24 protein-coding genes are annotated in these 25,524 nt (G+C 48.8%); 15 read left to right on the top strand and 9 right to left on the bottom strand.

Features of this window, described 5'->3' with window-relative positions; genetic code table 11:
* The first annotated feature begins 477 nt into the window (after positions 1 to 477).
* From ACKU4E_RS06750 to ACKU4E_RS06730, 5 genes are all read left to right on the top strand, one after another.
* Positions 478 to 1,494, top strand: coding sequence for an ABC transporter substrate-binding protein (locus ACKU4E_RS06750; protein ID WP_320170316.1), 1,017 nt, complete (start codon positions 478 to 480; stop codon positions 1,492 to 1,494).
* A complete protein-coding gene (locus ACKU4E_RS06745) occupies positions 1,464 to 3,089 on the top strand; it encodes an iron ABC transporter permease (RefSeq protein ID WP_320170315.1) in 1,626 nt (541 codons plus the stop codon). Before ACKU4E_RS06750 ends, ACKU4E_RS06745 begins: the two co-directional genes overlap by 31 nt.
* Complete coding sequence (locus tag ACKU4E_RS06740; protein ID WP_320170314.1) at positions 3,086 to 4,048, top strand: ABC transporter ATP-binding protein; 963 nt, start codon at positions 3,086 to 3,088, stop codon at positions 4,046 to 4,048. Before ACKU4E_RS06745 ends, ACKU4E_RS06740 begins: the two co-directional genes overlap by 4 nt.
* Before the next feature lie 50 nt (positions 4,049 to 4,098).
* Positions 4,099 to 4,923, top strand: a complete 825-nt coding sequence (locus tag ACKU4E_RS06735) for a TIM barrel protein (RefSeq protein WP_320170313.1) — start codon at positions 4,099 to 4,101, stop codon at positions 4,921 to 4,923.
* A gap of 189 nt (positions 4,924 to 5,112) precedes the next feature.
* Positions 5,113 to 5,748, top strand: a complete 636-nt coding sequence (locus ACKU4E_RS06730) for a response regulator (protein ID WP_320170312.1) — start codon at positions 5,113 to 5,115, stop codon at positions 5,746 to 5,748.
* Between the two features lie 145 nt (positions 5,749 to 5,893).
* Here the strand turns inward: ACKU4E_RS06730 and ACKU4E_RS06725 are convergent, their stop codons facing one another.
* Both ACKU4E_RS06725 and ACKU4E_RS06720 read right to left on the bottom strand, forming a co-directional pair.
* Positions 5,894 to 7,165 carry a hypothetical protein gene (locus ACKU4E_RS06725; RefSeq protein WP_320170311.1) on the bottom strand — a complete coding sequence of 424 codons (1,272 nt, stop codon included), beginning with the start codon at positions 7,163 to 7,165 and terminating at the stop codon, positions 5,894 to 5,896.
* Between the two features lie 247 nt (positions 7,166 to 7,412).
* Entirely contained in the window at positions 7,413 to 8,012 is a 600-nt protein-coding gene (locus ACKU4E_RS06720; RefSeq protein WP_320170310.1) for a phosphatase PAP2 family protein, read from the bottom strand.
* Positions 8,013 to 8,227: 215 nt separating this feature from the next.
* Between ACKU4E_RS06720 and ACKU4E_RS06715 the strand changes: the two genes are divergently transcribed.
* Positions 8,228 to 9,337 carry a glycosyltransferase family 4 protein gene (locus ACKU4E_RS06715; RefSeq protein ID WP_320170309.1) on the top strand — a complete coding sequence of 370 codons (1,110 nt, stop codon included), beginning with the start codon at positions 8,228 to 8,230 and terminating at the stop codon, positions 9,335 to 9,337.
* A gap of 168 nt (positions 9,338 to 9,505) precedes the next feature.
* Here ACKU4E_RS06715 and ACKU4E_RS06710 read toward each other — a convergent pair whose 3' ends face one another.
* The 5 genes from ACKU4E_RS06710 to ACKU4E_RS06690 all read right to left on the bottom strand — a co-directional run bounded on the left by ACKU4E_RS06710 (position 9,506) and on the right by ACKU4E_RS06690 (position 15,850).
* Entirely contained in the window at positions 9,506 to 10,534 is a 1,029-nt protein-coding gene (locus ACKU4E_RS06710; RefSeq protein WP_320170308.1) for an aspartate-semialdehyde dehydrogenase, read from the bottom strand.
* A 100-nt stretch (positions 10,535 to 10,634) separates the two neighbouring features.
* On the bottom strand, positions 10,635 to 11,507 hold the full coding sequence (locus ACKU4E_RS06705) for a methylenetetrahydrofolate reductase (protein WP_320170307.1): 873 nt from the start codon (positions 11,505 to 11,507) through the stop codon (positions 10,635 to 10,637).
* A 214-nt stretch (positions 11,508 to 11,721) separates the two neighbouring features.
* Positions 11,722 to 12,141 (bottom strand): NUDIX domain-containing protein, encoded by a 420-nt coding sequence (locus tag ACKU4E_RS06700; protein WP_320170306.1) that lies wholly within the window; start codon positions 12,139 to 12,141, stop codon positions 11,722 to 11,724.
* A 15-nt stretch (positions 12,142 to 12,156) separates the two neighbouring features.
* A complete protein-coding gene (locus ACKU4E_RS06695) occupies positions 12,157 to 14,142 on the bottom strand; it encodes an ABC-F family ATP-binding cassette domain-containing protein (protein WP_320170305.1) in 1,986 nt (661 codons plus the stop codon).
* Positions 14,143 to 14,290: 148 nt separating this feature from the next.
* Positions 14,291 to 15,850: a histidine kinase N-terminal 7TM domain-containing protein gene (locus ACKU4E_RS06690; RefSeq protein ID WP_320170304.1), complete on the bottom strand. Its 1,560-nt coding sequence runs from the start codon at positions 15,848 to 15,850 to the stop codon at positions 14,291 to 14,293.
* 158 nt (positions 15,851 to 16,008) lie between these two features.
* On the opposite strand from ACKU4E_RS06690, the gene ACKU4E_RS06685 reads away from it, so the two are divergent.
* The 4 genes from ACKU4E_RS06685 to ACKU4E_RS06670 all read left to right on the top strand — a co-directional run bounded on the left by ACKU4E_RS06685 (position 16,009) and on the right by ACKU4E_RS06670 (position 19,296).
* Positions 16,009 to 16,293 (top strand): GIY-YIG nuclease family protein, encoded by a 285-nt coding sequence (locus ACKU4E_RS06685; RefSeq protein WP_320170303.1) that lies wholly within the window; start codon positions 16,009 to 16,011, stop codon positions 16,291 to 16,293.
* Positions 16,294 to 16,536: 243 nt separating this feature from the next.
* Positions 16,537 to 17,235 (top strand): FadR/GntR family transcriptional regulator, encoded by a 699-nt coding sequence (locus ACKU4E_RS06680; protein WP_320170302.1) that lies wholly within the window; start codon positions 16,537 to 16,539, stop codon positions 17,233 to 17,235.
* A 27-nt stretch (positions 17,236 to 17,262) separates the two neighbouring features.
* A complete protein-coding gene (locus ACKU4E_RS06675; protein WP_320170301.1) occupies positions 17,263 to 18,060 on the top strand; it encodes a sulfite exporter TauE/SafE family protein in 798 nt (265 codons plus the stop codon).
* 225 nt (positions 18,061 to 18,285) lie between these two features.
* Positions 18,286 to 19,296, top strand: coding sequence for an alpha-hydroxy-acid oxidizing protein (locus ACKU4E_RS06670; protein WP_320170300.1), 1,011 nt, complete (start codon positions 18,286 to 18,288; stop codon positions 19,294 to 19,296).
* Between the two features lie 382 nt (positions 19,297 to 19,678).
* Here the strand turns inward: ACKU4E_RS06670 and ACKU4E_RS06665 are convergent, their stop codons facing one another.
* A complete protein-coding gene (locus ACKU4E_RS06665; protein WP_320170299.1) occupies positions 19,679 to 20,911 on the bottom strand; it encodes a Xaa-Pro peptidase family protein in 1,233 nt (410 codons plus the stop codon).
* 156 nt (positions 20,912 to 21,067) lie between these two features.
* On the opposite strand from ACKU4E_RS06665, the gene ACKU4E_RS06660 reads away from it, so the two are divergent.
* From ACKU4E_RS06660 to hisF, 5 genes are all read left to right on the top strand, one after another.
* A complete protein-coding gene (locus ACKU4E_RS06660) occupies positions 21,068 to 21,490 on the top strand; it encodes a CoA-binding protein (RefSeq protein ID WP_320170298.1) in 423 nt (140 codons plus the stop codon).
* On the top strand, positions 21,491 to 21,925 hold the full coding sequence (locus ACKU4E_RS06655; RefSeq protein ID WP_320170297.1) for a YkgJ family cysteine cluster protein: 435 nt from the start codon (positions 21,491 to 21,493) through the stop codon (positions 21,923 to 21,925).
* A gap of 6 nt (positions 21,926 to 21,931) precedes the next feature.
* Positions 21,932 to 22,738, top strand: a complete 807-nt coding sequence (locus ACKU4E_RS06650; RefSeq protein WP_320170296.1) for a DnaJ domain-containing protein — start codon at positions 21,932 to 21,934, stop codon at positions 22,736 to 22,738.
* A 226-nt stretch (positions 22,739 to 22,964) separates the two neighbouring features.
* Positions 22,965 to 23,606, top strand: coding sequence for an imidazole glycerol phosphate synthase subunit HisH (gene hisH / locus ACKU4E_RS06645; protein ID WP_320170295.1), 642 nt, complete (start codon positions 22,965 to 22,967; stop codon positions 23,604 to 23,606).
* On the top strand, positions 23,596 to 24,375 hold the full coding sequence (gene hisF, locus ACKU4E_RS06640) for an imidazole glycerol phosphate synthase subunit HisF (protein ID WP_320170294.1): 780 nt from the start codon (positions 23,596 to 23,598) through the stop codon (positions 24,373 to 24,375). Before hisH ends, hisF begins: the two co-directional genes overlap by 11 nt.
* A gap of 213 nt (positions 24,376 to 24,588) precedes the next feature.
* On the opposite strand, the gene ACKU4E_RS06635 is transcribed toward hisF, so the two are convergent.
* Positions 24,589 to 25,488, bottom strand: coding sequence for an AMIN domain-containing protein (locus tag ACKU4E_RS06635; protein WP_320170293.1), 900 nt, complete (start codon positions 25,486 to 25,488; stop codon positions 24,589 to 24,591).
* Between the last annotated feature and the right edge of the window lie 36 nt (positions 25,489 to 25,524).

Genomic DNA, 25,524 nt, shown 5'->3' with positions numbered 1-25,524 from the left:
ACAAACGGTTTGTGATCTAAGATCGCAAACCGTTTTCTTTTGTACGTATTGTGCGCCAAACTATTAAATCACGTAAAAAACGGTTAAATAACCGATCATAATTACAGCAGACTTATCATCATCTCTAGTGTTGAGTCCTCACAATTGATCCTGACTTATTTGATCCCAATATCCGTGACCAAATTAAAATTTTTTAAGCTTGCTGGGAAGATGGCCTATCTTTTCTTTAAAATTTTGGTGATACGGTTTGTTGACTTATTTCTATTTGCTGGATAAATATTCCCGATCGTATCTATCGGTTTTTTTTATTGGTTGTGCTCTGATTCTTCAGATCCTAGTTCCGATATCTGTCGAATCCAATCATGCCCCTAGGTTTTCTGATTATCAAAAAATCATGACACATGGTCACTAGGGAAGATTGAGCATGATCCAGAAAAATTACATTTATCGTTTTAACAGGCAAAAGAGAGTGCAACGATGAGTATCTTATTTCGATACAATAAGGTCATGGGGTGTATCGCCATAATTTTGGCGTTACTGGGAACAAGTTCTTCTGCTTACTCTGCCGCTCAGACATTGTCAGTAGTGGCCGCGTATGGTGACAAAGAGGCTATCTTTGCAGAATTTACTAAAAAAACAGGTATAGAAGTTCAGTTTGTAGACATGTCGTCAGGGGAAGTCCTTGCCAGGAGCGAGGCAGAAGGCGGGAGACCTATGGCTGATCTTTGGTTTGGTGGCGGGGCAGACAGTTTTATTGCTGCCGCCGACAAAGGACTTCTATATTCTTATGTATCCCCTGAGGCTGCGACTATTCCTCTGCAATACAGAGACCCTAAAGGGTATTGGACGGGAATCTCTTTGGTTATGGCAGGATTTCTTGTAAACACTGAAGTTCTTGCAGAGAAAAATATTGCAAAACCAGAGAAATGGGCTGACCTCGCCAAACCGGAATATAAAGATGAAGTCCTTATCGCTAATCCTGCAATATCCGGAACGACCTATGCTGTTGTCGCGTGTCTTCTTGAGCAAATGGGGGAAGTGAAAGGCTGGACCTATTTTGAGAATGTCGCCAAGAACGTGCCTTTTTTTGCAAAACGTGGTGGTGAACCTCCGAAAAAAGTTGCCATCGGTGAAATGGCGGTAGGTGTTGCCCCGCTTTCCGGAGAATTCATCAATATGAAAGCAAAGTTTCCGGTAGAGACTATATTCCCTAAGGATGGAATTCCATGGCTTCCTGCTGGAATGGCAATTTTTAAAAATGCAAAAAATCTGGAAGCGGCAAAAGCTTTTGTAGATTGGGCTCTTTCTTTGGAAGGACAAAAATTTATCCAGAAAAGAGATCCTCGCATCATGGTTCGACCTGAAATTGATCCTCCCAAAGAAATGGCTGGCTTTGTGCCGTCTGATCTTATTCCGGTGAACATATTTGCAATTTGCGCGAATCGAAAACAGATTCTTGATACATGGGCACAGAGAGTAGACGTGAAAAAGTAAGAGGGCTTCTTCTTGCTTTGCCAGTCGTTATATTTATAGCATGGCCTGTTTTTGAAGTACTTGTTAAAAGCTTTTTTCCCGATGGTACTTTTTCTTTTACCGTCTACCAAAAGCTTTTTGCGGAAAAAACAGGCCTGCTTTGCGATAGTGTTGTGTGTGCATCTTTGTCCACAACTCTCACTGTTGTTTTTGCTGTAAATATAGCTGTATACATAGCGTTCTGTTCAGCCTGGTTCAAGCGTTTCATTTTGGGTGCGCTTATGCTGACCATGATTTCCCCTCCTTTTATTTCATCGCTTGCCTATATTATTCTTTTTGGCAAACGAGGGTTGATAACATACCACTTACTGAGAATATCCTGGAACCCTTACGGGATGCATGGTGTTGTGCTGATGGAGGTGCTGGGAAACATTTCATTGGCTACTTTGCTTATTCTGGGAATGTTTTCAGTCATTGATTCACGATTGCTTGATGCCTCACGTGATCTAGGTGGGAAGCCTTGGCGTACTTTCCGGCGCATCATCCTGCCGCTTAGTGTGCCGGGTATAGTTGTTGCCGGATTTATTGTTTTCATAAAATGCCTTTCTGACTTCGGCACCCCGATTATCATTGGCGGCAGGTTCACCTTGCTGGCTACAGAGGCTTATCTAGAGGTCATCGGTAGGGGAAATTTGGACATAGCCGCAGGAATGAGTGCTCTTATCTTTATTCCATCTCTGCTGGCTTTTTTTTTCTATCGGCATTTTGTCAATCAGCAACACGGTGATTCTGTAGCATTTCAGCGTATTGGCAAAAACGGCTTATCTGGTTTCACCATGGGACCGTTAATAACTCGATTGCTGGCTTTTGTGACATGGGCTTTTCTGCTGATTATGCTGTTGCAGTATGCAGTGATTTTTCTGGGAACCATATTTGATTATCGCCATGGTGATTTTGTTTTCACAATGGAACATATCCAGGCTGTCCGATTCGGGAAAATGGCTAGCTTTCTTCGGAGTTGTAAATATGCGTTCATTGCCGCTGTGGGGGTAAGTCTTTTCGGTGCGGTCCTCACATATTATCTGGAGCGGCATAAAGGTTTTTATTCAAGAGTTATCGATTTTCTCGCCACACTGCCCTATATCATGCCCGGGCCGTTTTTTGGAATTGGTTACATCCTTGCTTTTAATGACGGACCTCTCGTCCTGACCGGAACCGGCATCATTGTAGTTCTTAACTGCATGTTTAGACAATTACCGGTCAGCACCAAAGCTGTGAGTGCCGGTTTAAGCAGAATCAGTCATGAAACAGAAGATGCGGCCGCTGATCTTGGCTCTGGTAGATTTCGTCTTATTTTTCAGGTTATTATCCCGCTTCTTAAACCGGCAATGGTGGTCAGCTTCATCAATACCTTCACTGCCACGATGACAACTGTGGGGGCTATCATTTTTATTGTATCTCCGGTGTCCAAAGTGGCGACAGTAGAATTGTTCAATGTTTTAAGAGATGGAGATTACGGACTGGCGTCTGTTTTGGCGTCAATGATCATAATTGTCACGCTAGTGGTAAATTTATCCTTTGCCGGTTGGGCAATGAGTCGGGGGCAACGCGCATGAATCCTGTTTTTCTCCGTGTAGACGGATTGTGTAAATCTTTTGCTTCAAAAGCCGTAGTTGCTGACCTTAGTCTTGATATTCAAAAGGGAGAGCTGATTTCACTTCTTGGACCGAGCGGCTGCGGCAAGACAACAACCCTCCGCCTGATTGGCGGATTTCTTTCTCCGGATGCCGGTTCCATTCTTTTGGATGGTACTCCGATACAGAATTTGCCACCGGAAAAGCGTCCTGTCTGTACGGTCTTTCAAAGCTATGCCCTTTTCCCGCATATGACCGTTTTAGAAAATGTTATGTATGGCCTTCGCTGTCATGGGGTCGTCCATACCTCGGCAAAAGATAAGGCGCTTAATATGCTGAAAACGGTCGGTCTTGGCAAACAGGCCGACATGGGGATCAGAAGCTTAAGCGGAGGCCAGCAGCAGAGGGTTGCCCTGGCTAGAGCGCTAGTGCTGAATCCCAAAGTTCTTCTCCTTGATGAGCCCTTTTCAAATCTTGATGCCGGGTTGAAAATCATGCTGCGGGAAGAAGTTCGCAGTTTGCAGGAGCAGTTTGAACTGACCACCATTTTCGTCACACATGACCGGGAAGAGGCGATGGCACTGTCAAACCGCATTGCTGTAATGCAGGACGGCAGGATTGCCCAGATTGACTCTCCACGAAAAATTTATTCTTCACCTGTAAACCTCCACGTTGCGGAAGCTACCGGGCAATTGAATAAAATACGTCTCGGAGATGATTTGCTTTTTGTCCGTCCTGAAGATGTTATTTTGAGAGAATCCGCCGAAGGTCTTAGTGGAACAATTATTTCCGTTTCCTATCTCGGGTTAATTACGCGTTATTATGTTGAATGCTCGGGAAATCGGATAGTTGCTGATGTTATAAGCGACCAGACGCAAGTCTTTCAGGTCGGAGAAAAGGTCCACTTGTCATTTCGCTCAGTGTTGTCTTGCAAGAAGTGACATAAAGATACGATTGTTCGATGGTTAGTCGATATTCTTATGCAAAATAGTTGGTTAATAATAAACAAGGTAAAATAACTATGTCGTTATCTCCTGTCTTTTTTAATTGCCATGATCGTCCAATTCGAATTGCCGGTTCTGCAAAATATTATGAAGAGATATCCAAGCCTGATTTCTTGGCCGATAACGGTCTGAGCATCGAGTACACTCCAAGCATGCATGAATTGCATGGGCTGCAGTCTTCTTTGCGACCATACCTCGAAAGAGGGGTCGCTATTCGGCATCATGCTTTTTTTCCCGGACTTGAATTGGCTGATGAAGATGATGAGAAATCTACGCAATCAGTTGCCTTACACAACCAGATGCTCGATTTGATAGCAGGATATGGAGAACAGATCATTACTGTTCATATCGGAGTTGACACAACAGTAAAACTTAATCCTGCGAAAGCTGTGGACAATCTGAGCAGCCTTGCAGAGCGGGCTCGGAAGCTGGGAATAACACTTAGCCTTGAAAACCTCAGAAGAGGACTGACATCGGACCCGCATATCGTATTGGACTGGGCAACCCAGGCAGGAACTTCCATTACGCTTGATTTGGGACATGCCCTCTGTTCAGAGTTCAGCATGAATGGAGGACCAGACATTTATGAAGTGATAAGATTGTTCGAATCTCGACTCGCTGAAGTACATTTTTATGAACGGGAAACAGATCGTCATTACCCACCGGAAGACATGGTCTTGCTCGGTCCGATAGTTGATGCGCTTGTTCAAACTCCGTGCGATTGGTGGACCATAGAATTGGAATCAACCACGGAAATACAACAGACATGCGGTTTGTTGGTAGATCACGGTACCGGAATTGGGAAAATGTAGATGCTTAAGAGCGTGTATGAGCTAACTTGTAAGGCAGGATCATAATAAGGCATATGACTGTTGCACCATGGTAAATAAACTGTTATTAAGGTGTCAGAATTATAATAATACTGCTGCTAAAATACAACACTCCGCATGACGCTAAACAGTTTACTCCTGTTAATTTAAGGTCGTTTTTAAAGGAAAAACATGGACTCACTTGCCAAATTACTTTCTGCACTATCTTCTCTAGCATGGCCTGTTATATTTGGGCTTATGCTATACAAATTCCATGAGCCTATTGTGAACTTAATTAAATCTGCTCAGGGGAGAAAGTTTACCATTAAGGTTGCAGGAAATGAATTGACTATGGAAGAAGCTTCTGAGCAACAACGCAAAATAGTAAATGATGTTCAGTCAAGGCTAGCTGAAATAGAGAAGAATATTCGCTCCAAGACCTTTGAAAATAGCACTAACAATGATTCAGGCAAAAACATTAGTAAATCTATTCTTTGGGTTGACGATAGTCCTAAAAATAATAGTTTTTTGATGGCATCATTACAGGAAAGAGGCCATACCGTTGTCGTTTCACTTGATACTGAAGATGGGTTAAACAAATTTAATTCACGACAGTTCGATATTGTAATATCAGACATGGCTCGGCCAGAGGGCAAAAAGGCAGGAATTTATCTTGCCAAGCAAATAAGAAAAGTGAATGAACACGTCCCATTTTTTATATTTTGTAGCAGCTGGGCTGCTAAAAATTTAAAAGATGAGGCGAGACAAAGTGGTGTAACGGATATTACTTCATCTGGAACAACTCTTTTGGGCTTGCTTCCACTATAATCTAAGATCGCAAACCGTTTTTTGTGTGTCTTAAATGTAAATCAAGTCTAAAAGGGTCACTGATAGTAAGATAAAAAGAAAGGCATACCGAGCCGATTCGATATGCCTTAAAATTTGATGGGTTAGTTTTCCAGCACAAGCCTGCCTAACTTCCAAAATAGAGAACATTGACCAGATTAGCCATAAGCCACATGGCTGCTACGTAGTGAATATTGCTCGCCAGTATTGACCGTGACGACACATTGTAGCGGCTTGTGAGTACAAGGCCCACTCCGGATAACGGGCTGCTGCCTGTTGAGATGGCCCAACTGGTCAGGAACAGGAAGGCCAGCCGGGAGCTGTCCGGGTGCAGGGGCAAAAGCATGGGGCTGACTATGGAAATTCCTACCAGCGGATGTACACCGATAAGTCCCAGAACAATCAGCAGAGCAGAGATGGTTGCAAACAGGCCGGGAGTGAATGTTTTGCCGGCAAAGTTGAATATCTCCGGGTAGACCTGAATAACCGAAGTAATCCCGATAGAGAAAATTCCGGCAGTGAGGAACAGTACGAATTGGTTAACGGTTGAAACGATCCGGTGGCTGATAAAATCCTGCAGTTGCGGAAGTCTGGGTCTGCTGCGCATCAGCAGTATTGCAGCCGGAGGAGCCACGAGGCAGATCAACAGGATCATGCCCATTTCCGGGAAAAAATGATGGCCGGTTATTACTGCCACAGCCAGCAGGAATGGCACGGTCAGGCTTTCCATGCGTACAGGGTAGCCTGTGAATTCCATCCTGCGAATGAAACCGACCTCTATAATAGAGTAGCAGATTGCAACCGCGCAGAGTATAAGGCCGGGTACTATTGTCCGGTTGTACTGCATTCCCGGTGCATAGGTCAGCGCAACACCGGCAGAGATGAAGAACGGAGACCACCATGCTGCCGCGCAGAATGTACGGCCCAGAAGAATAGCCTGTGGCCTCGTAAGCGTATTATTGCGCTCCAGACGATCCCCGAAAACGAACAGAATGGAAAGATTGATTACCGCGCCGAGCAGATTCGTGCCGACAGCAGTTGTTACAACTGCCCGTTTTCCGCGCGGCAGGTTGTCATCCTGCGCAGCCGGGTTGGTCAGTGCCAGAAAGGATACGGCTATGAACATCGGCAGCAATTGCAGGTTCTGGGTCATGATTTTCTGCCAGCCCAGAAAAACACCCTGCTGAGCCGAGAACAGCAGTGCGACAACTCCGATTCCCAGAAGGAAATACGCCTGCCTGCGTGCACCTGCGGAAAGTCTGGTCCATTCCACAATGACTACCAGCCATGCGATTACGGCGACTGCGATAAAGAGAGAGGGGACGAGTTTGCTGCAGATAAAAAGCAGCAGGGTGGCCAGAATCAGCCAGCCGGTGTATCTTTGTAAGACGGTAAACATGATTGATCCGGAACAGGACGTTCGGTTTTGAAAGTTGGTAGCTGAAATTGAAAAAAAGGATTTATAAAACCGCTTGTGGAAACAGGCAAGTTTAAACTGGCTCACGGAGCCGATTAAAACCGCTCCGACTTATATCATCTTCGTCTGATTTATGATCAATGACCCGATGCCGTCACGATCAATTTATGTTTAATCAGCAGAGTCCATTAAGCTGCATCCTGAGGAATTGTTGCAGATCTGCTTACCGTCACGGGCGGAATCGTTCCGAAACCTTTTCGCTGAGCAGATATTTCCAGATTAACCAGACAGAAACAGCCATGCAGAATCCCATTGCCCATCCGGCCATAACATCGGTGGGGAAGTGCTTGCCCAGATAAAGGCGTGAATACCCCACGGCAAGTGGAAGGAAAAGCATCCACGGCCTGAGTGTCTTGAAGAACAGCATGAGCATCACGGCAAGTGCCATGGTGTTTGCGGCATGGGCGGATGGGTATGAGTTGCCGCGTTCTTTGGTCTGTTTGAAATCGAGCGGGCGGCGCTGCCATCTGCCGTCTTCCTTAAGGTAGGTCAATGCCACGGAGTTAAGCGGTCTGACCCTGCCGATGCTTTTTTTTATTAGATTGGTGGAAAAATCAGACAGTCCCATTGCGGCGATTGCCAGCAGTATGATGACAATGAATTTTGCTCCTTTCCTGTAGAACCCCGCAGCGGCAGCAATCGATATCAGCACCCAGAGCAGAGCAGCGGAAGAAAGCAGAGGCATGACGATATCCATCCAGTGTTTGCGGAAAACCTGATTGGCAAGGATGAAAATCTGCATGTCCAGCGGTTGGGTAGAGAAAGGCATCAGCGCTCCTTAACTGCGGTTTTTCTTGGCAAGACGGCTGTTTCGGACTAACATCTGCGCCCGTTGCTTTTATCGGCGGGTGTATAAACAGGTATCACCGGAGAATTTTCCGGTCGGCCGTCCACAAAGCGACTATCAGTATAAATCGGGGCGGGCAAGGGAATTAACCCTGCGTGTCCTGCAGAACAAAATACCGCACCAGAGCCGGAAATCATATGAAAAAAATCGCCATAATACTTCCCCGTTTCGGCCGCTACGGCGGAGTTGAACGGTTCGGATACAATCTGAGCGCCGCACTTGCCAGGGCCGGTTACAAGGTTGATTTTATCTGTGCCAGAGCCGAGGAAGAACCTCCTGCGGGAGTTAGTGTGGTTTCCGTGGGGCGGTACGGTTTCTGCCGTGCCGGAAAACTGTTCTGGTTTGTCCTCGCTGCCGAACGGATACGCTTGAAGGGCGGTTACGATCTCTGCATAAGCCTCGGCAAATCCCTGAATCAGGACATACTGCGTGTCGGCGGGGGGCCGCTGAATTCTTTCTGGCGTCTTTCTCAGCGGGCCTGGGATGCCGGTTTTTCACGTTCCTTCAAGATGTTTCGCCGCCGGGTTTCGCCGGTGAACATTCTAATAAACTACATCGAAAAACGTCAGGTCACCTCCGGGTGCCGTATTGTCTGCGTTTCACACCGGGTGCGGGACTGGATGGTGGAATCACATCCGCAGCTTTCGGAAAATCTGCCGGAAGTTGTATACAACAAGCCTGATCTGGACCTCTTCAAGCCCCTTGAGCCCGAACTGCGCAGTGCCGGGCGAGCCGAATTTTCGCTTACGGACAGTGATATCCTCATTTCCACGGCCACGACCAATTTTGCGCTCAAGGGAGTTGCCTCGCTCATCAGGGCACTGGCGGATCTTCCGGAAAATTACCATCTGCATGTAGCCGGAGGACGCAATCCGGCGAAATACATTCGTCTTGCCGAAAGTCTCGGTGTTGCGGAAAGGGTGGTTTTTCTTGGGAAGGTTGGTGATATGCCTTCCTTTTACGGAAGATCGGATATTTTCGTGCTTCCGTCCTTTTATGATGCCTGTTCCAATTCCGTGTTGGAAGCACTGGCCTGCGGCGTGTCGGTCATAAGCTCGCGAGATAACGGGAGCAGTTTTTTTCTGCCAGAAGAACAGGTCATAGATGACCCTGCGGATTACCGCTTACTGGCTCGGATGATCAGCGAAACAGCCGGAAAGAACAGCGCAAACGTATTTCAGTGGCCGGATGATGTTCCGTGCGGGTTGGAGCCTTATCTCAGGATTGTTGAGGAGCGGTTGGGGTAGGACGGATTTGTGAGCATGGCTGCCGAAGCTTTCTATGATGAAATATCCGACTAACGGTCATCTCTTATCCAAAAAACAAAAAAGCGGAAATTCTGCAAACCAGAATTTCCGCTTTTGTTTTTTTACTGACAGAACGGTAATCCGCACTGCCGCGTTGGATAGCGTTAATTATTCCACGCGGACAAGATTGCGTTCAATGAGAGTCTCGGCAATCTGAACCGTATTCAGAGCGGCACCCTTGCGGATGTTGTCGGAAACAATCCACATGTTGAGGCCGTTTTCAATGGTATCGTCTTCGCGGATGCGTCCTACGAAAACATCATCCTCACCAGCGCAGTCGACGGCCATGGGATACATGTTCTTTTCAGGATAATCTACCACGGTCACACCGGGGAAATTGGCCAGCAGATTGCGGCATTCTTCGACGGTGATTTTTTCTTCGGTTTCGATGTTGACGGATTCCGAATGGCTGTAGAAGACCGGTACGCGAACGGTGGTGGCGGTAACCTTGATGGAATCGTCACCCATGATTTTCTTGGTTTCGTTGACCATCTTCATTTCTTCCTTGGTGTAGCCGTTATCAAGGAATACGTCGATCTGCGGCAGGCAGTTGAATGCGATCTGGTGCGGATAAACGTTGGCAACGATGTCCTTTCCGTTGAAGAGCCTGCTGACCTGTGTTTCCAGCTCGTTGATGGCTTTCTGCCCGGTTCCGGAAACAGCCTGATAGGTGGAAACTACAATACGTTTGATTTTCGCCTTGTCATGCAGGGGCTTGAGGGCGACAACCATCTGTATAGTGGAGCAGTTGGGGTTGGCAATGATGCCGGGATGCCAGTCGAGGTCCTCCGGGTTTACTTCGGGTACGACAAGGGGGATTTTCGGATCCATTCTCCATGCACTGGAGTTGTCTACTACCACGCATCCCGCTTTCGCTGCCAGAGGAGCGAATTTTTCGGAGGTTCCGCCGCCTGCGGAAAAAAGAGCCAGATCAAAGCCTTCGAAGGAATCTTCTTTAAGCTCGAGTACGGTAAGCTCTTCACCCTTGAAGGGTACTTTTGTTCCGGCGGAACGGATGGAAGAAAAAGGAACTACTTCGGATGCGGGAAAATCCCTCTGCTCCAGAACTTTGAGCATTTCGCGGCCAACCGCGCCGGTTGCTCCGACCACAGCGACTCTGGGATTTTTAGAACTCATGGCTAAACCTCCGTCTTATTATGATCCGGACCTTTTTTGATCAGCCCGGTTTTATCTGTTAATCTCTTAAGGTAACCCCGATTACCTTGCACCAGCCGGATTAAAATTTGAGAGCTTTTCCTATTTCAAGGCATGCTTTTGCCCGGTTGAGCGTATATAGATGGACCCCCGGAGCCCCACCGTCAAGCAGTTCCTGGGCCTGTCTGGTGGCGAAATCTATTCCGAGCCTGTAAACCGCATCATCGCCTCCTTCCGCATGGGCTTTTTCCAGTGCACTAAGAAACTTACCCGGAATAGCCGCTCCGCAAAGGGAGAGAATGAATTTTGCGGACTTGAGGCTCATGATGGGCAGGATTCCGGGAACCACCGGAACATTGACGCCCATTTCGGAAAGCCTCTCGCAAAAGTCGAAGTAAACCCGGTTATCGAAGAAGAGCTGGGTGATTATGAGCTCGCCGCCTTCATCGATTTTGTTTTTCATCCACTTGAAATCCTCTTTTATGGAAGGAGATTCCAGATGTGCTTCCGGGTAGCCTGCTACAGCTATTCCCGTGCCGGGATGATTTTCTTTCACGTAGGTAACCAGATCGGAGCCGTGCTTGAAAATCTGGGTGTTGAAGTCAAAATCTTCATCTCCGGCAGGGGGATCGCCACGCAGGGCAAGGATGTTGTCAACACCCGCATCTTTGAGTGCGGAAACGAAATTACTGATGTTTTCAGGGCTGGCACCGACGCAGGTCAGGTGTGCGAGAGGTTCTATCCCGGCATCCTGCTTCATTCTTTTCACAATTTCAAGCGAATTTTCCTGTGTTCCTCCGCCTGCTCCGTAAGTGACGGAAGCGAAAAGGGGATTCAGAACCTTCAGCTTTTCAACAACCTCGAAAAAATCAGGCCATGAATCACGGTTCTTCGGCGGAAAAAATTCCAGTGACAGAAACGGTTTGTTTTTCTTGATCAGGTCTACTATTTTCATATCTACTCCGGGTTATATCCGGATGTTCCCCGCCTGCACGGCGCGAAATCCGGTGCGCATGGCGCTTGACAGAAAGATTTGTTTTCGGTGTTCAAGGGATTGGCCTCAGGAGGAATCCCAGTCCTTTTTAGAAGGTTGCATGCAAAATTTCAAACAGTAAAAGCAAGTTTTTTTAAGTTCTTACAGTGTGATATTTTGAGAAAATTGAAGTAGTTTAATTTTGTAAAGAGGATTTAAGTTCTCTTTTTTTCAGCATTTCAAGGATTTCGTAGTTTACGGGCAGAAACCGCACATCCCTTACCCTGCGCAGATCAAACCAGTCGAACTTCTGTTTTTCCATGGCGCTGATATTTCCGGAAAACTCGAAGACATCGAAAAAATTAAGATGAACCGTATATTCCGGATATTCCACGACCCTATCCATCCAGAAGGCGTACTGCGTTGGAGTTATATCAAGCTCCTCCTGCAGTTCACGAGCCAGCGCATCCTGCAGGGATTCGCCGGGTTCAACCTTTCCGCCGGGGAATTCCCACCATCCGGCGTAGTCCTTTCCCTCGGGACGTTCCGCGGAAAGGAACAGGCCGTCTTGCCAGATTATTGCAGCCACTACCTCGACCGGGGATGATTCTGCCACGGGAACTCCTTTGCGTCAGCCTTCTTCCAGCAACTGCTTTTTGCGTTCTTCAAGTTCGCTGATCTCTTCTTCAAGGACAGCCATCTTTTCCATCAGCTGCTCGGCCCAGGCGCAGGTTTCGGTGTAGCGGGAATTCAGTTCCACTGCGGCTGCACCGTCCGCGTAGAGTTCCGGATCGTTAAGCCTTTCTTCCATCTCGGCCTGCTCTTCCAGAACCTTTTCCAAATCCCTTTCAAGTTTTTCGTATTCAGCTGCCTTGGGTTTGAGTTCCTTGTAAAGGGCATTGCGTATCTCGGCCTGGCGGCGTTTATCTTCCTTGGAAAGTTTACGCTTGGCGGACTTGTCTTCTTCTGCGGTTTCAGCCGGAGCGGTTACGCCATCAGCTTTTCCTTTACGATAATTATCGTATTCCGCGAAAGAAAAAAACGTATCGATTCCGGAATCAGTTATAGCCCAGATTTCCTCGGCAACTTCTCCCAGCAGGTAGCGGTCATGGGCTACGAAGAAAAGTGTTCCATCGTAATCCTTTAGGGCCTGTATAAGTCCTTCACGGCTTTCAAGGTCCAGATGGTTGGTCGGTTCGTCCAGAATGAGCAGATTCGCCCGCGAGAGAAAGAGAGTCGCCAGAATAAGACGGTTCTTTTCTCCGCCGGACAGGGCCGCGACCTTGCGCTCGAAATACGGTTCCCCGAGCAGGAACAGGCCGAGCACGCTTTTGAGCTGCTCCTCGGTGGTATCCGGGTCGCTAAGGCGGCGTATTTCCGATAATGCCGTGGAATCGTCACGCAGGATTTCGCTCTGGTGCTGGCTGAAATAGGCCACAGACGTATTCGTACCAATTTTAGCATAGCCGGAATTGGGCTTCAGCATACCCATGATCACCTTGAGCAGGGTTGATTTACCTGCGCCGTTGGGTGCGGCCAGCGCAATCTTTTTGCTGCGGAAAAGCTGGAAATTGAGCAGGGGCCATATCGAAGGAGGTCTGCCGTCGTAAGAGAATTCAAGATCAACCACGCTGATGGCGGCCTTGTCCCCGCGTTTGGTGGGTGGCAGTCTGAAGCTCAAGGTCTTGCCGGAGCGGTTGAGTTCCGCATCTTCCTGAAGCCTGGAAAGTTCCTTTTCCAGTTTTTCCACCTTTTTGATCTTGGACTGGGCCTGCGCAGCCTTGCGGGCTTTGACCCGGAATCTGCGGATGTATGAATTTTCGTTTTCTATGCGCGCGGAGAGTTTGGCTGCTTCGCGGGTGCGCTGCATGGCATTTTCTTCTCTCCATTCCAGAAATTCGGTGAACGACCCGCGCCGCATGGCGGGTTTGCCGGATCCCAGAAAAAGGACGTGCGTGCCCACGCGGTCCAGAAAAATCCTGTCGTGGGCCACGTAGACGACTGCTCCACGGAAGGAAAGCAGGTAGTTTTCCAGCCACTCTACGGCTTCAAGGTCAAGGTGGTTGGTCGGTTCGTCCAGAAGCAGCAGGTCCGCCCCCTGCAGAAGAACCCGGCCTAGCTTGGCACGCTCGCGCCAGCCGCCGGAAAGTTCTTTGATCCTGCTGAGCATGTCATGTTCGGAAAAACCGAGACCGGTGAGGATTGTGCGTGCCTTGTGTTCCGGATTGTAGCCGAACTGGTGTTCAAGTTCGGCCTGTTTTTCGGAAAGTCTGGTCATGTGGGCATGGTCTTCGCTGCGTCCGGCCTCTTCCCACTCTTCCCAGAGTCTGTTCCAGGAGGGCAGGGCCGAAAGCACCCAGCTCAGGAGCGAATGTTCCAGTATTTCCCCGGTGAGTTCCTGAGCCACATAGCCTATGCGTGCACCCTTGGAGATGGAAAGCACCCCTGCATCCGGTTCGATGAGCCCGGCAATGAGCTTGAGCAGTGTCGATTTTCCGCAGCCGTTTGGTCCGGTAACGGCAAGGCGCATACCGGCGGATACTTCAAATGACAGGTCGGTGAAAAGATCTTCTCCGTTGTAGGACTTTTCAAGGGACGAAATAGTGACTCTGGGCATAGGGCTCCAAGACGGGAAAGCGTGATGGACTTACCCGAAAGACAAAAATGATGAGATGAAAAAAGGACCGCGGATATCTGATCCCGGCCAAACGAGCAGAATAAATTACAGTCAAGCACGGCAGAATGCAAGAAAAACAGCTTGGCGATCAGTTGGCTATGCACACCCTGTTTCGCCCTTCATTTTTGGCCTGATATAAAGCCTTGTCAGCGTCATTCAGCAGTCTCGCAACCAGCTTGTCCAAGTCAATGTCTGCGTATCCGTCGATAAAATTTATACTTGAGATGCCCACGCTGATAGTTACATGGATATCGGTGCCTTTGTAGTTTGTCGGCGTTTCTTTAATCGTTGCCAGAAGCCGTTTTGAAAGTCTCTCTGCATCCTGCAGGCCGGTCTGTGGCAGCAGAATGGCAAATTCTTCTCCTCCGTATCTTCCGCAGATGTCGCTGCTGCGCAGGATACCCCGAAATCCTTCGGTAACGTTTTTCAGTACATAGTCACCGGCAGTATGCCCATATGTGTCATTAATTTTTTTAAAATGATCAATGTCGATAAGAAGAAAAGAAAGGTAGCCTTTCTGTTGTGAAATCTGCTCCAATTTCTGCTGACATGACTCCATGAAAAAACCTCTGTTGTGTACCTGAGTCAAGGTATCAATTGTGGCCATCTGGTGCAGCTTGGTCATCATCAACTTGTTATCGGTTATATCGAACAGCAGGACTATTGATCCAAGAAATTTTTGTTTGGAAGAAAATAATCTGGTGATGGATCCACTGTAGTGACGTGTTTTTACCTTTGTTTCGAATTCTGTACCGGAATCATCTGCACCGGTTATTTTTTGAAGAAAGTCCTTGTGTTCATTCAGAACATCCCATGCGTCCTGATTGATACTTTTCGAGGTCAATTCTGGAAAAAGACTGCATGCGTAATTATTGAAATCAACGATGAAAAAATCCTTGTCCAAAACTAGAACCGGGGAATTCATGGTTTCGAATACCTTGTCCCTTGCTATGGGAACGATGTTGAACATTCTCAATCGGAACATGGCAAAGGCAAAAACAGGTACGGATAACGAAAGGAAAAATGGAGCTATGTCTATACCGTACGGATGCCCTGCCATTACGCTAAGCACATGTCCGGCCCAGGGAATCAGCGAAGCTGAAAAAATTATTTTTGCCTGTTTTTTTCGGTACCCCTTCGTCTTGGGAATCATGGTGTAAAAGAGTCGTATGCCGACCAGACTGAGAACTGTTTCATAGATAAATCCTATATAGTACCATGTTCCCTTACTGTAAGATGCCGCTGGGAATGGGCCGCTGGAATCAATTACCAAACTTTTATACTGCAGGTGGTGCAGTTCATTGGTGTAAAGCATGATAACAGTGATTATAGGGATGGCGAATATAGATGTATATATCAATTTATTGTTTATTTTTATGTTGTTATAGCCCATTGCAAATAAAAACCAGAACACGGAAATAAACGGAACGCCTAAATATTCCAATTTGATGGCCAAGTATATTGCCTCGTATGAACTGCTTGACAGTTCAAACATATATCCGAAGGAGTATACAAATACACTTAGCATAAAGAGGATAAATGACCTTGATCCGGGGGTGTCCAGTAATCGTATTGAGTAATAGACAAGGCCTAAAATACCGGAGCAGGTTATGCATAGTAACAATATGGCGAGTTCTCTGATTTCCATTCTGTTGGTGTATACTGGTTAAAATTTAAATCTCTGATTGGCTTTATAGCAAAAACAAAATTTATCGCCAATGCCTGGATTTTGAGTGTGTTTTTAAAATAAGTCTTGTTGCCGACGTAAAGCACATCAAATCCCCTCTTTGCCGCAGGGGGGTACTAGTGTATCAAACCCGTATGAACACATGGCACGTATACCTGTTGAGATGTAAAGACAATTCCCTGTACTGCGGGGTCACCACCGATCCGGTACGGAGATTGGCTGAACATAATGCCGGAACGGGCGCAAAATATACCCGCGCGAGACTCCCTGTCGCAATGGAGGCAGTGGAGCGTTTTCCCGATAAACGGTCCGCATACCGGGCAGAATACGCGGTGAAGCAGAAAAGAGCCGCTGACAAAGTGTCTTTTCTGAAACAACTTGCCATGGAGGAAAACAGGTCGTGATGAAACATACGGCTTCTTTATAGTCTAATCCTGCGATTTCAAACTGTTTGCTGTAGTATTTCTTTGCTCTGGCTCCGCTCTCCACATCCTCTCCCGTTTAAAATAATCAATTACCTACTTGTCTGCTTTCCGCATTTTTGGGGGAATCCGGACAGTAGCAGCACTTTTTTGCTTGCCTTGAGGGTCAGACCAATGGTATTGGTCTGACCAATTTAACGGAAACAAAAAACGGCAGGTTCGATTTTGAGCAGACAGAAAGATAACAAGCCGGTTTACCGCAAGGTGGCCCGGCAGATAGCCGAGCTCATCAAGTCCGGGGAACTTAAACCCGGAGATAAGTTGCCGGCAGAACGTAACCTAGCTGAAAAATTGAATGTTTCACGCAGCTCCGTCCGTGAGGCCATCAAGACGCTGGCGCAGGGTAATCTGGTGGAAAGCCGCCGGGGAGACGGAACCTATATCAAGGACCCTGAAGGCGGAGATTTTACCGAAGCTTTCGCACGAATCTTCGCTGCCCGCGAAAAGCGCATCAGCGATATTTTTCAGTTTCGCAGAGTTATCGAGCCGGAGATGGCTGCTCTGGCAGCAGTCTCCATGGATGACGAGACTCTTGATCGTATGAAGGTCATAGTCTGCAATCAGCAGATTCAGGCTCAAGCCGGTAAAAACGCCGGGGTTCTGGATTCAGATTTTCATCTGGAAATAGCCCGTGCCACAGGAAACTCCATCTTCCCGGAAATGATGGTGGCACTGGATCGCATAATAAAGGAAAGCCGTTCCGAATGTCTGCAGACAGCGGAAAGGCAGGAAATATCGATCAGCATGCACTTCAAGCTGCTGGAGGCATTTGAAAACCGTGACCCTGAGACCGCCCGCATGGTGATGAAGCAACATATTGCCGAAATCAAGGCGGCCGCAGTCAGCGCGGAATCTGACACTTAACCAACACCCTTTTGTGAGGGGGAAAAGATGATTTCTACACTGCTTATCTTTGTCATTCTCGGTGTCTTCGCCGGTATCCTGGCCGGGTTGCTCGGTATCGGCGGCGGACTGGTTATTGTTCCTATCCTTGTGTTTACTCTGCCTCCCCTGGGTATACCGGAAGTGCATCTCATGCACATTGCCCTCGGAACTTCTCTGGCAAGTATCATCTTCACATCCATATCCAGCATGCGCTCACACAATAAACGCGGGGCCGTGCGCTGGGATATTTTCAAGACCATAACTCCGGGGATTCTGGTCGGAACCTTCCTGGGGTCTATCTCTACGTCCTTCATGAATACAAATTTCCTCAAGGGGATATTCGTTGTATTTCTGTACTATGTGGCTTCACAGATGCTTTTCGGGCTCAAGCCCAAAGCTTCACGGCAGGTTCCCGGTTCCAAGGGAATGTTTGCAGCCGGGGGGGTAATCGGTATATTCTCCAGCCTGGTCGGAATCGGCGGCGGGACCTTGTCCGTACCGTTTCTGAGCATGTGCAACGTTGTGATCCACACAGCCATCGGAACCGCTGCAGCAATCGGCCTGCCCATTGCTCTTGCCGGGACTGTCGGATATGTCTGGACAGGTCTGGGAGTAGAGGGACTGCCTCCGTACTGCATAGGATTTGTCTATCTGCCCGCGCTGGTAGGTATAGTCTGCGCAAGCATGCTTACCGCTCCCATCGGGGTTCGCATGGCACACAGCATGCCGGTGGCAAAGCTCAAGAAAATTTTCGCCATCCTTCTTATAGTGGTGGCCACGAGAATGCTGTTCAGCATTTTCTAGTAATATTCGGCACGAACTGCACTGAAAATATGATAAGTCCGGGAACATTATGCCCAGCCTGACCGGTGAGTTGATACGAGGGCGACCAGTCAAATGAATCTTACGGCCTGAAAAATTTCAGCAGTAAGACAGTCCTCCCCGGCAGGCATGGAACAAGTTGAATCCCGGCAGGGCGGCGTGATGCATTGATGCAGACACGCCAAGCCTTAGACCAAGGAGAGAAGTATGAAGGAAGTACGCAACAAAGCCCGTGAGATGATGAAAGGTTTCTGCCGGGTCTGTCCGGTGTGCAACGGCAATGCCTGCGTCGGGGAAGTACCCGGCATGGGCGGTCTGGGCACCGGAACGAGCTTCAAGAACAACGTAAAAGCTCTTGAAAGTCTTAAACTGAACATGCGCACCATACATGAATTCAGTGAACCGGACACCTCGGTTGAGGTTATGGGTATCAAGCTGGATATCCCCGTAATCGCAGCCCCCATCGGCGGAGTTGAGTTCAATATGGGCGGCAAAGTCAGCGAGCTGGACTATATTACGTCCAAGCTCAAGGCCTGCAAAAGCAAGGGTATTATCGGCTGTACCGGTGACGGTGTCCCGCCTTTTATTCATGAAAGCGGTTTTTCGGCCATCAGGGAAGTGGGAGGCCACGGCATCCCGTTCATCAAACCCTGGGAGGAAAAGGAACTTGCCGAAAAACTGGCTAAGGCGGAAGAAACCGGATGCCGGATTGTAGGCATGGATATCGACGCAGCCGGACTGATCACCCTTAAAAAGATGGGCCGTCCGGTGACCCCGAAACCTCTTGAACGGCTGCGTGAAATCATCGGTTCGGTCAAGGCTGACTTTATCGTCAAGGGCATAATGACCCCGGATGAAGCCAGCATGGCTGTAGAAGCCGGAGCCAAGGGAATTGTCGTTTCCAACCATGGCGGAAGGGTGCTTGATTCCTGTCCCGGCACTGCTGAAGTTTTGCCTGAAATCAGCAAGGCCGTGGCCGGTCAGTGCTGTGTTATGGTGGACGGCGGTGTGCGTACCGGCATAGACGTGCTCAAAATGCTCGCCCTCGGTGCCGATGCAGTAATGATCGGAAGGCCGTTCTCCATCGCCACAGTAGGGGAACTGCAGGAAGGAGCTGAAAAATACATCGACCAGCTCAAGGCGGAACTCACTCAGGCCATGGTTCTCACCGGAGTCGGCAAAGCTTCCGTGGTGGATAGCAGCATACTTTACCGGTAGAATTAACACTGCTCAGGCTGCTGTTGCCGCCTGATGAAAGATAGCAAAAAATGGCCGCCCTTCCGGGAGCGGCCATTTTTATTTAAGAAATTTGATTTGATGCGCTTCGCGTTTTGGATATTTTGAGTTCGCCTCCGGCGGCCAAAGGGTCCGCGACCCTTTGGAATCCCAATTAATTTAACAACGCTTAGTCAGACCAAATGGCAAAGCCTTATCAAAATATGATTTTGTTAGTTAGGAAAATTTTAAATCAAAGTGAATGTTATCAATACAGTAACCATAAATTATTAGGGATTCCAAAGGCCCATCAGCCCTTAGGCGAGAAGTTTCGCTTCGAGTCTTAGGGATGTGGAGGGCAGAGATGGATTATCCCCTTAAAAATCTACTTATCAATGCAGATTATATCGAAGTTGTTCCCGGTAATGCATCTGCTTCCGGTTTCGGTAATTTCGAAGGTGTTTTCCACTCCCACCATGCCGATTCCGGGTATGCCGTGTTTCGGTTCCAGGGCGAAGACCATTCCTTTCTCGATGGGAATGTCGAATCTGCGGGCGATGGGCGGAAATCCGTCCACGGTAAGCCCTATGCCGTGTCCGATGAAGGACACCTTGTTGTCTCCGAGTCCCATGAATCCTTCCGAAAAACCGCGTTTTTCCGCTTCGGCGAGAACAATTTCATAAACATCGCTGACAATTGCGCCCGGCTTGAGGTTTTCCGCCGCGAGGGTCTGCATGTCCTGACAGAACAACTGGGCGTCCAGCACTTCTTTGGGGATGGAGTTTTTAGGCCCGGACCAGTAAACCTGTGTTTTGTCGGTGTGGTACCCTTCCATCACAAAACCTGCGTCTACGGCCAACGGAGAGCCTTTTTCCCATATTTTGGCTGCGCTGCCCATGTAGGGTGAAACCGGGTGCACGCCCCGGAGTCCGAGCGGGCCGTCAAATGAGCTGGGGTAGTTTCCCGAATCCCCGGCGGAGACATGGCCGAGAAATATTTCGGACCCGAAGGTCTGCATCCTCATATTGCCTTCGTGCCCGTATTCGAAGAAGACGTTCCAGGTGTATTTGGATATTTCAAGTTCGGTCATGCCGGGTTCTATGACTTCGGGAAGCACATCGACCAGTGCGGAGTTGTGCCGTTCGCCCACCTCGCGCATGATTTCGAGTTCCCATTCCGATTTTACGGCCCGGGCCATGGCCAGCACGTTGTCGCCGGGTACGAATTTGTATTCGCTGAGGCGTGAGGTCAGCATTTCTCCCAATTGCCAGGTCAGTCCGGCTGTTTCCGCTCCGAGAATTTTGCTCAGCGGCCTTCCTGCCTCTTTGGCGAGCGGCGGCAGATCCTTGAATGATTTGAATGGAACAATGGTCTTGATGCTGCTTTCGATTTTCGCGCGGTCATAGGATTTGCGAACGAAAAGCACGGGTTCTCCTTCCAGAGGCAGCCATATTGCACCGTTGACAAATGAACCGGAGAGATAATAAATCTGCAGTCTTGAAAAGCAGAGCAGGCCGCCTGCCTCGGGGGCGGCTTCGGGGAGAAAACGGCGGCATTTGGCCCAGCGTTTTTCAAGTTCTGAACGGGGCACCACATTATTGATGTTCAAATCGGACATTGTATCCTACTCCTAAAAAAAGTTTCAAACGGAACCGGGAATTTTTAATTCGAAAAAGGCGGAATGCCCAAAAACGGGCATATAAAGAGAACTTTTGCAAGTAATCGGGCTTTACTGTAGCATGCTCAGAATTATACAAGCTCGGAGGGAGCCTGCATGCTTCTGTTTGACGAAAAAAAGCTAGCCGCACTTTTGGGTGAGGTCAAGACCATTGCCGTAATCGGAGCAGTGGACAAACCCGGCAGACCTGTGGATATGGTCGGCCGGTACCTTATTGAAGCCGGTTTCAAGGTTATTCCCGTGCATCCGAAAAGACAGGATGTATGGGGGCTTGAAACATTCAAGTCGGTTCTCGATATCCCGGAACATATAGATCTGGTGGATGTATTCAGGGCTTCGCAATTCTGTGCGGACCACGCACGGGAGTGTCTGGAACTCGGCAGCACCCCCGGAATCTTCTGGATGCAGCAGGGCATATCCAGCCCTGAGGCGCGTGAAATACTTTCTCCAAAAGGTGTTACTGTCATTGAGGACAGATGTCTCATGGTCGATCATAAAAATTTAGCAGGCAGAATATAAATGGATCAGGCTTTCGAGTGCCGCATGTGCGGCCATTGCTGTCAGGGTGAGGGCGGAATCATAATGACCGCCAAGGACAGAAAAAGACTGGCCGGGCATCTCGGTATTTCCGAGGAAGAGCTGGTCGAAAAATACAGTGAATGCGTGCATGGCAAAATCCGTCTCGTTTCCCGCAAAGACGGTTACTGCGTATTTTATGATAACGGCTGCGGAGTTCATCCCGGACGGCCGGACATCTGCCGGGCATGGCCGTTTTTCCGCGGAAATCTTGTTGATGAAACAAGCTGGGAAATGATTCAGGAGTATTGTCCGGGTATCAATCCCAAGGCCGGGCATGCCGGTTTCGTGGCTCAGGGCAAGGAGTACATCAAGGCTGAAGGACTGCGCCAGCACGATCCCGATGTTGCTCCCAACGCACTTATCACCGACGAATAAGCGGCTATGAACACCAGACAGGCACAGAGCATTCTAAACGTCGGTCCCGATGCGACCGAGGCGGACATCAAAAGGTCTTTCCGCAAGCTCGCGTTCAGCATGCATCCGGACCTCAACCCCAGCCCGGATGCCGCTAAGAAATTCCGGGAACTGAACGAGGCATATGTTTTCCTCAAGAACGTGACCGCCAACAGCGGTTCCAAGTCCTCTGCCAAAGATAATTCATACACGCGACAGAAAACCACATTTACAGGCAAGGCGGAGAAAAAAACAGCTTCACAGGGGGCGCAGGCCTACCGGAAGCAGCAGTCGTCCGCCCGCAGTGAAGCCCGGCGCGATAAAACTGATCGGGCTCAGCAGAGCAGGTATTTTTTTCAGAAAGAGGAGGATGTCCTCAAGGATATCCTGAACGATCCGTTCGCACGGCAGGTCTTTGAAGACATCTACAGCCAGATCAGCAAGGACAGGACTGTACGAAAACCCTCCGCCCCGGTTCAGGAACGTAAACTGAATGTAAGCTGGGGAGAGAAAACCGCTTCCGTAGATGTTTCATCGGGGATTTTTGACGGGATCGGCTCATGGATGAAGGGGCAGATGGATGACGAGCAGACCGTGTATTTCCCTGCCTCGGCACTGCATCCCGGCCGCACCGTCCGCATAACGGTCCAGCAGGGAATCCGTAAAAAGACAAAGACGCTGGAAATAACGCTTCCCCGTGATTTTGTCATAGGACGTCCCATCCGTCTCAAAGGACAGGGCCGGAAACTCGGACCGTTCAAAGGCGATCTTTATCTGCGTATTCTTGCCAAATAGCCTATAACGCAGCCGGAAATAAAAAAATATTGCAACAGCATATTTTTTCTTGTTTTCCTTCCGTTTTTTTACTAGCCCCTATCTATAGGACAGAACCGTAAAGCACTGCCTGCAAGGCAGCCTTTCTTTGGGGAACAATTCAAGGTTTCCTGAAATATATCCCTCACACCAACAATTTTATCCTGCGGTTCAATATAAGCTTTAACAATTTAAGGGGGCCCCTCTCATGCTGGCTATTCTAGATTACAAGGCCGGAAACCAGACAAGTGTCAAGCGTGCGCTGACCAAGCTGGGTATTCCCAATGAAATTACTGCGGACAAGAAAAAGCTTGCCGAAGCCACGGGGATTATTTTTCCCGGTGTAGGCGCAGCCGGGCAGGCTATGGACGAGCTCACCTCCGGAGGGCTTGACGAACTGCTCAAGGACCTGGTCCACCAGAACAAGCCCCTGCTGGGCATCTGTGTCGGTTGTCAGATTCTGCTCGATTACAGTGAAGAAAACGATACCAAGGCCCTTTCCGTTATCCCCGGCGAATGTCGTCTGTTCAATCCTTCCTGGGTTGATTACGAAGGTGTGCCTATCCGCGTACCGCACATGGGTTGGAACCAGATCGAGCTCAAGCAGGATTGCGTCCTGTTCAAGGACATTGATCCTGAATCGCACTTCTATTTCGTGCACAGCTATTATCCTGCCCCGGAAGCCAAATATGTGATCGGTGAAACAACCTACGGGCAGCCTTTCTGTTCCCTGCACGGGCGTGAAGGCCTCTGGGCCGTTCAGTTCCACCCCGAAAAAAGCGGCAGACCCGGTCTGAAACTGCTTTCCAACTTCTATGAATACTGCAAGGAGGTTTCCGATGCTCAGTAAAAGAGTAATCCCCTGCCTCGACGTTAGGAACGGAATCCTCACCAAGGGCATTAAATTCAAAGGAAATGTGGACATCGGCGACCCTGTCGAAACCGCAAAAATTTACTACGAACAGGGCGCGGACGAAATCGTGTTCTACGACATAACCGCTTCAGCCGAAGGCCGCGGTATTTTTCTCGATGTTGTTGAAAAAGTGGCCTCCGAAATTTTCATCCCCTTTTCCGTGGGCGGAGGAATCAATTCCGTACAGGATATGCGCGATGTGCTTCTTGCCGGAGCCGAAAAGGTTTCCGTCAACTCCGGTGCGGTCAAGAATCCTGACATCATCAGTGAGGGGGCAGCAGCTTTCGGTTCCCAGTGCATCGTGCTGGGCATGGATGTGAAGCGCGTTGAAAAGTCAGAGAACATCCCGTCCGGTTTTGAAATAGTCATCAACGGCGGACGTAAATACATGGGCATTGACGCTCTGGAATGGGCAAAAACCGGTGAAGCTCTCGGAGCCGGGGAAATCTGCCTCAACTCCATAGACGCTGATGGAACCAAAGACGGGTACGACCTTGAACTGACCAAACTGGTTGCGGAAAGTGTCACCATTCCCGTAATCGCATCCGGTGGAGCAGGGCATCCTCAGCACATGGTGGACGCCGTAACCGAAGGACGCGCCACGGCTGCGCTCATAGCTTCCATTGTCCATTACGGAGAATACACCCTGCCGCAGCTTAAGGATTACATGGCTTCGAAAGGAGTACGGGTCCGCAACAGCTGGTAGGAGATGTTTCCGGCGGCCTCGCGGGCGCCCTGCCGGGGGCCTTAAACCCTTTTGCAAAAGGGTTTAAGAATCCCAAAACCTTTTTATATGGTTTCGTTTTTCTTTTGGCAGTACTTCATTGCTGTAGAGAGTGCGGTTTGAACCAAAAGGTTTGAATAGAATATAGCGTATTAAAAAGTGTAAAAGGGTTAGTTGATTTTTTCAACTAACCCTTTATTTCACATCAATATCAAGCCCTGTGGCGGTCTTGATTATTTTCGGTGCCGGAGTCTGGCTCTTGAGGTCCATTACCATACGGATTTTGTCGTCATATATTCCTATGCGGAAACGGGAGAATATCGGGTTCTCCGGGCGCAGGGTCGTTGGCCCGTAGTATTCCCAGTTGCCGTGAATATCGACTACCAGACGATCCGGGTTGCGCAGGAAAAAGGATGTATAGGAAAGCGGTGATCCGCCAAGGTCCAGTTCAATCCTTGTTTTGCCGTCAACAGCCTTGAAGTATATGGAACGAAGCTTTCCGCCTTGCAGACCAAGGTCCTGTTTCGGCTGGTCGGTCTGTTTTGCGGTTCCCGGCAGGGGAGTTGTAGAATTGGTCAGCCCTGTTCCGTTGAAGGCCATTATGGTTTTTGCCGTGGCATTGCCTTCCGTGCCGTTGCTTTCAGTACTGTTATCTGCAAGTTGGCCGGTACTGTTACCATGGTCGTTTTCAACAACTGAAATGGTGCCGTTCTCAACGACGATTGAGCTGTTGGTTGCGTTGGCTATGGCCATGCTGAGCAGCGGAAGCGGGTCGGTGCTTTCTTCGGAGGTCGGAGCTGTTTCGACTTTGTGCTCGACCGGAACCTGCTCCTTGAGCAGCCAGTGTTCAGGCAGCAGCAGGCTCGGATTGATGAAAGCAATTATCGCCAGCAGCCCGAAGATGTGGATCAGTGCCTGCTTGCTGGTGAAGTAGTTTCCGTATTTGCGGAAACTACGGCTGCACGAACCGCAGGTGTAAGACCTCACAGGCGTTACCAGCGAAATGAGTATATCTGCGACAAGACCCCGTCTGAAATACAAACGGTTGCTGTCACAAAAAGGGCATTGAATTATGTTTCTGCTCTTTTCAGCCATTTCTCCACCTATCAACCATGCTGAATCCTAAGCAAA

The sequence above is a fragment of the Maridesulfovibrio sp. genome, assembly GCF_963677005.1.
Lineage (GTDB): Bacteria > Desulfobacterota > Desulfovibrionia > Desulfovibrionales > Desulfovibrionaceae > Maridesulfovibrio.
This window is presented reverse-complemented; position numbering and strand designations above follow the sequence as displayed.

Coding starts and splice junctions, on each gene's coding strand:
- ACKU4E_RS06750 (WP_320170316.1), top strand. CDS start 478: ATGAGTATCTTATTTCGATACAATAAGGTCATGGGGTGTATCGCCATA.
- ACKU4E_RS06745 (WP_320170315.1), top strand. CDS start 1,464: ATGGGCACAGAGAGTAGACGTGAAAAAGTAAGAGGGCTTCTTCTTGCT.
- ACKU4E_RS06740 (WP_320170314.1), top strand. CDS start 3,086: ATGAATCCTGTTTTTCTCCGTGTAGACGGATTGTGTAAATCTTTTGCT.
- ACKU4E_RS06730 (WP_320170312.1), top strand. CDS start 5,113: ATGGACTCACTTGCCAAATTACTTTCTGCACTATCTTCTCTAGCATGG.
- ACKU4E_RS06725 (WP_320170311.1), bottom strand. CDS start 7,165: ATGTTTACCGTCTTACAAAGATACACCGGCTGGCTGATTCTGGCCACC.
- ACKU4E_RS06720 (WP_320170310.1), bottom strand. CDS start 8,012: ATGCCTTTCTCTACCCAACCGCTGGACATGCAGATTTTCATCCTTGCC.
- ACKU4E_RS06715 (WP_320170309.1), top strand. CDS start 8,228: ATGAAAAAAATCGCCATAATACTTCCCCGTTTCGGCCGCTACGGCGGA.
- ACKU4E_RS06710 (WP_320170308.1), bottom strand. CDS start 10,534: ATGAGTTCTAAAAATCCCAGAGTCGCTGTGGTCGGAGCAACCGGCGCG.
- ACKU4E_RS06705 (WP_320170307.1), bottom strand. CDS start 11,507: ATGAAAATAGTAGACCTGATCAAGAAAAACAAACCGTTTCTGTCACTG.
- ACKU4E_RS06695 (WP_320170305.1), bottom strand. CDS start 14,142: ATGCCCAGAGTCACTATTTCGTCCCTTGAAAAGTCCTACAACGGAGAA.
- ACKU4E_RS06690 (WP_320170304.1), bottom strand. CDS start 15,850: ATGGAAATCAGAGAACTCGCCATATTGTTACTATGCATAACCTGCTCC.
- ACKU4E_RS06675 (WP_320170301.1), top strand. CDS start 17,263: ATGATTTCTACACTGCTTATCTTTGTCATTCTCGGTGTCTTCGCCGGT.
- ACKU4E_RS06670 (WP_320170300.1), top strand. CDS start 18,286: ATGAAGGAAGTACGCAACAAAGCCCGTGAGATGATGAAAGGTTTCTGC.
- ACKU4E_RS06665 (WP_320170299.1), bottom strand. CDS start 20,911: ATGTCCGATTTGAACATCAATAATGTGGTGCCCCGTTCAGAACTTGAA.
- ACKU4E_RS06660 (WP_320170298.1), top strand. CDS start 21,068: ATGCTTCTGTTTGACGAAAAAAAGCTAGCCGCACTTTTGGGTGAGGTC.
- ACKU4E_RS06655 (WP_320170297.1), top strand. CDS start 21,491: ATGGATCAGGCTTTCGAGTGCCGCATGTGCGGCCATTGCTGTCAGGGT.
- ACKU4E_RS06650 (WP_320170296.1), top strand. CDS start 21,932: ATGAACACCAGACAGGCACAGAGCATTCTAAACGTCGGTCCCGATGCG.
- hisH (WP_320170295.1), top strand. CDS start 22,965: ATGCTGGCTATTCTAGATTACAAGGCCGGAAACCAGACAAGTGTCAAG.
- hisF (WP_320170294.1), top strand. CDS start 23,596: ATGCTCAGTAAAAGAGTAATCCCCTGCCTCGACGTTAGGAACGGAATC.
- ACKU4E_RS06635 (WP_320170293.1), bottom strand. CDS start 25,488: ATGGCTGAAAAGAGCAGAAACATAATTCAATGCCCTTTTTGTGACAGC.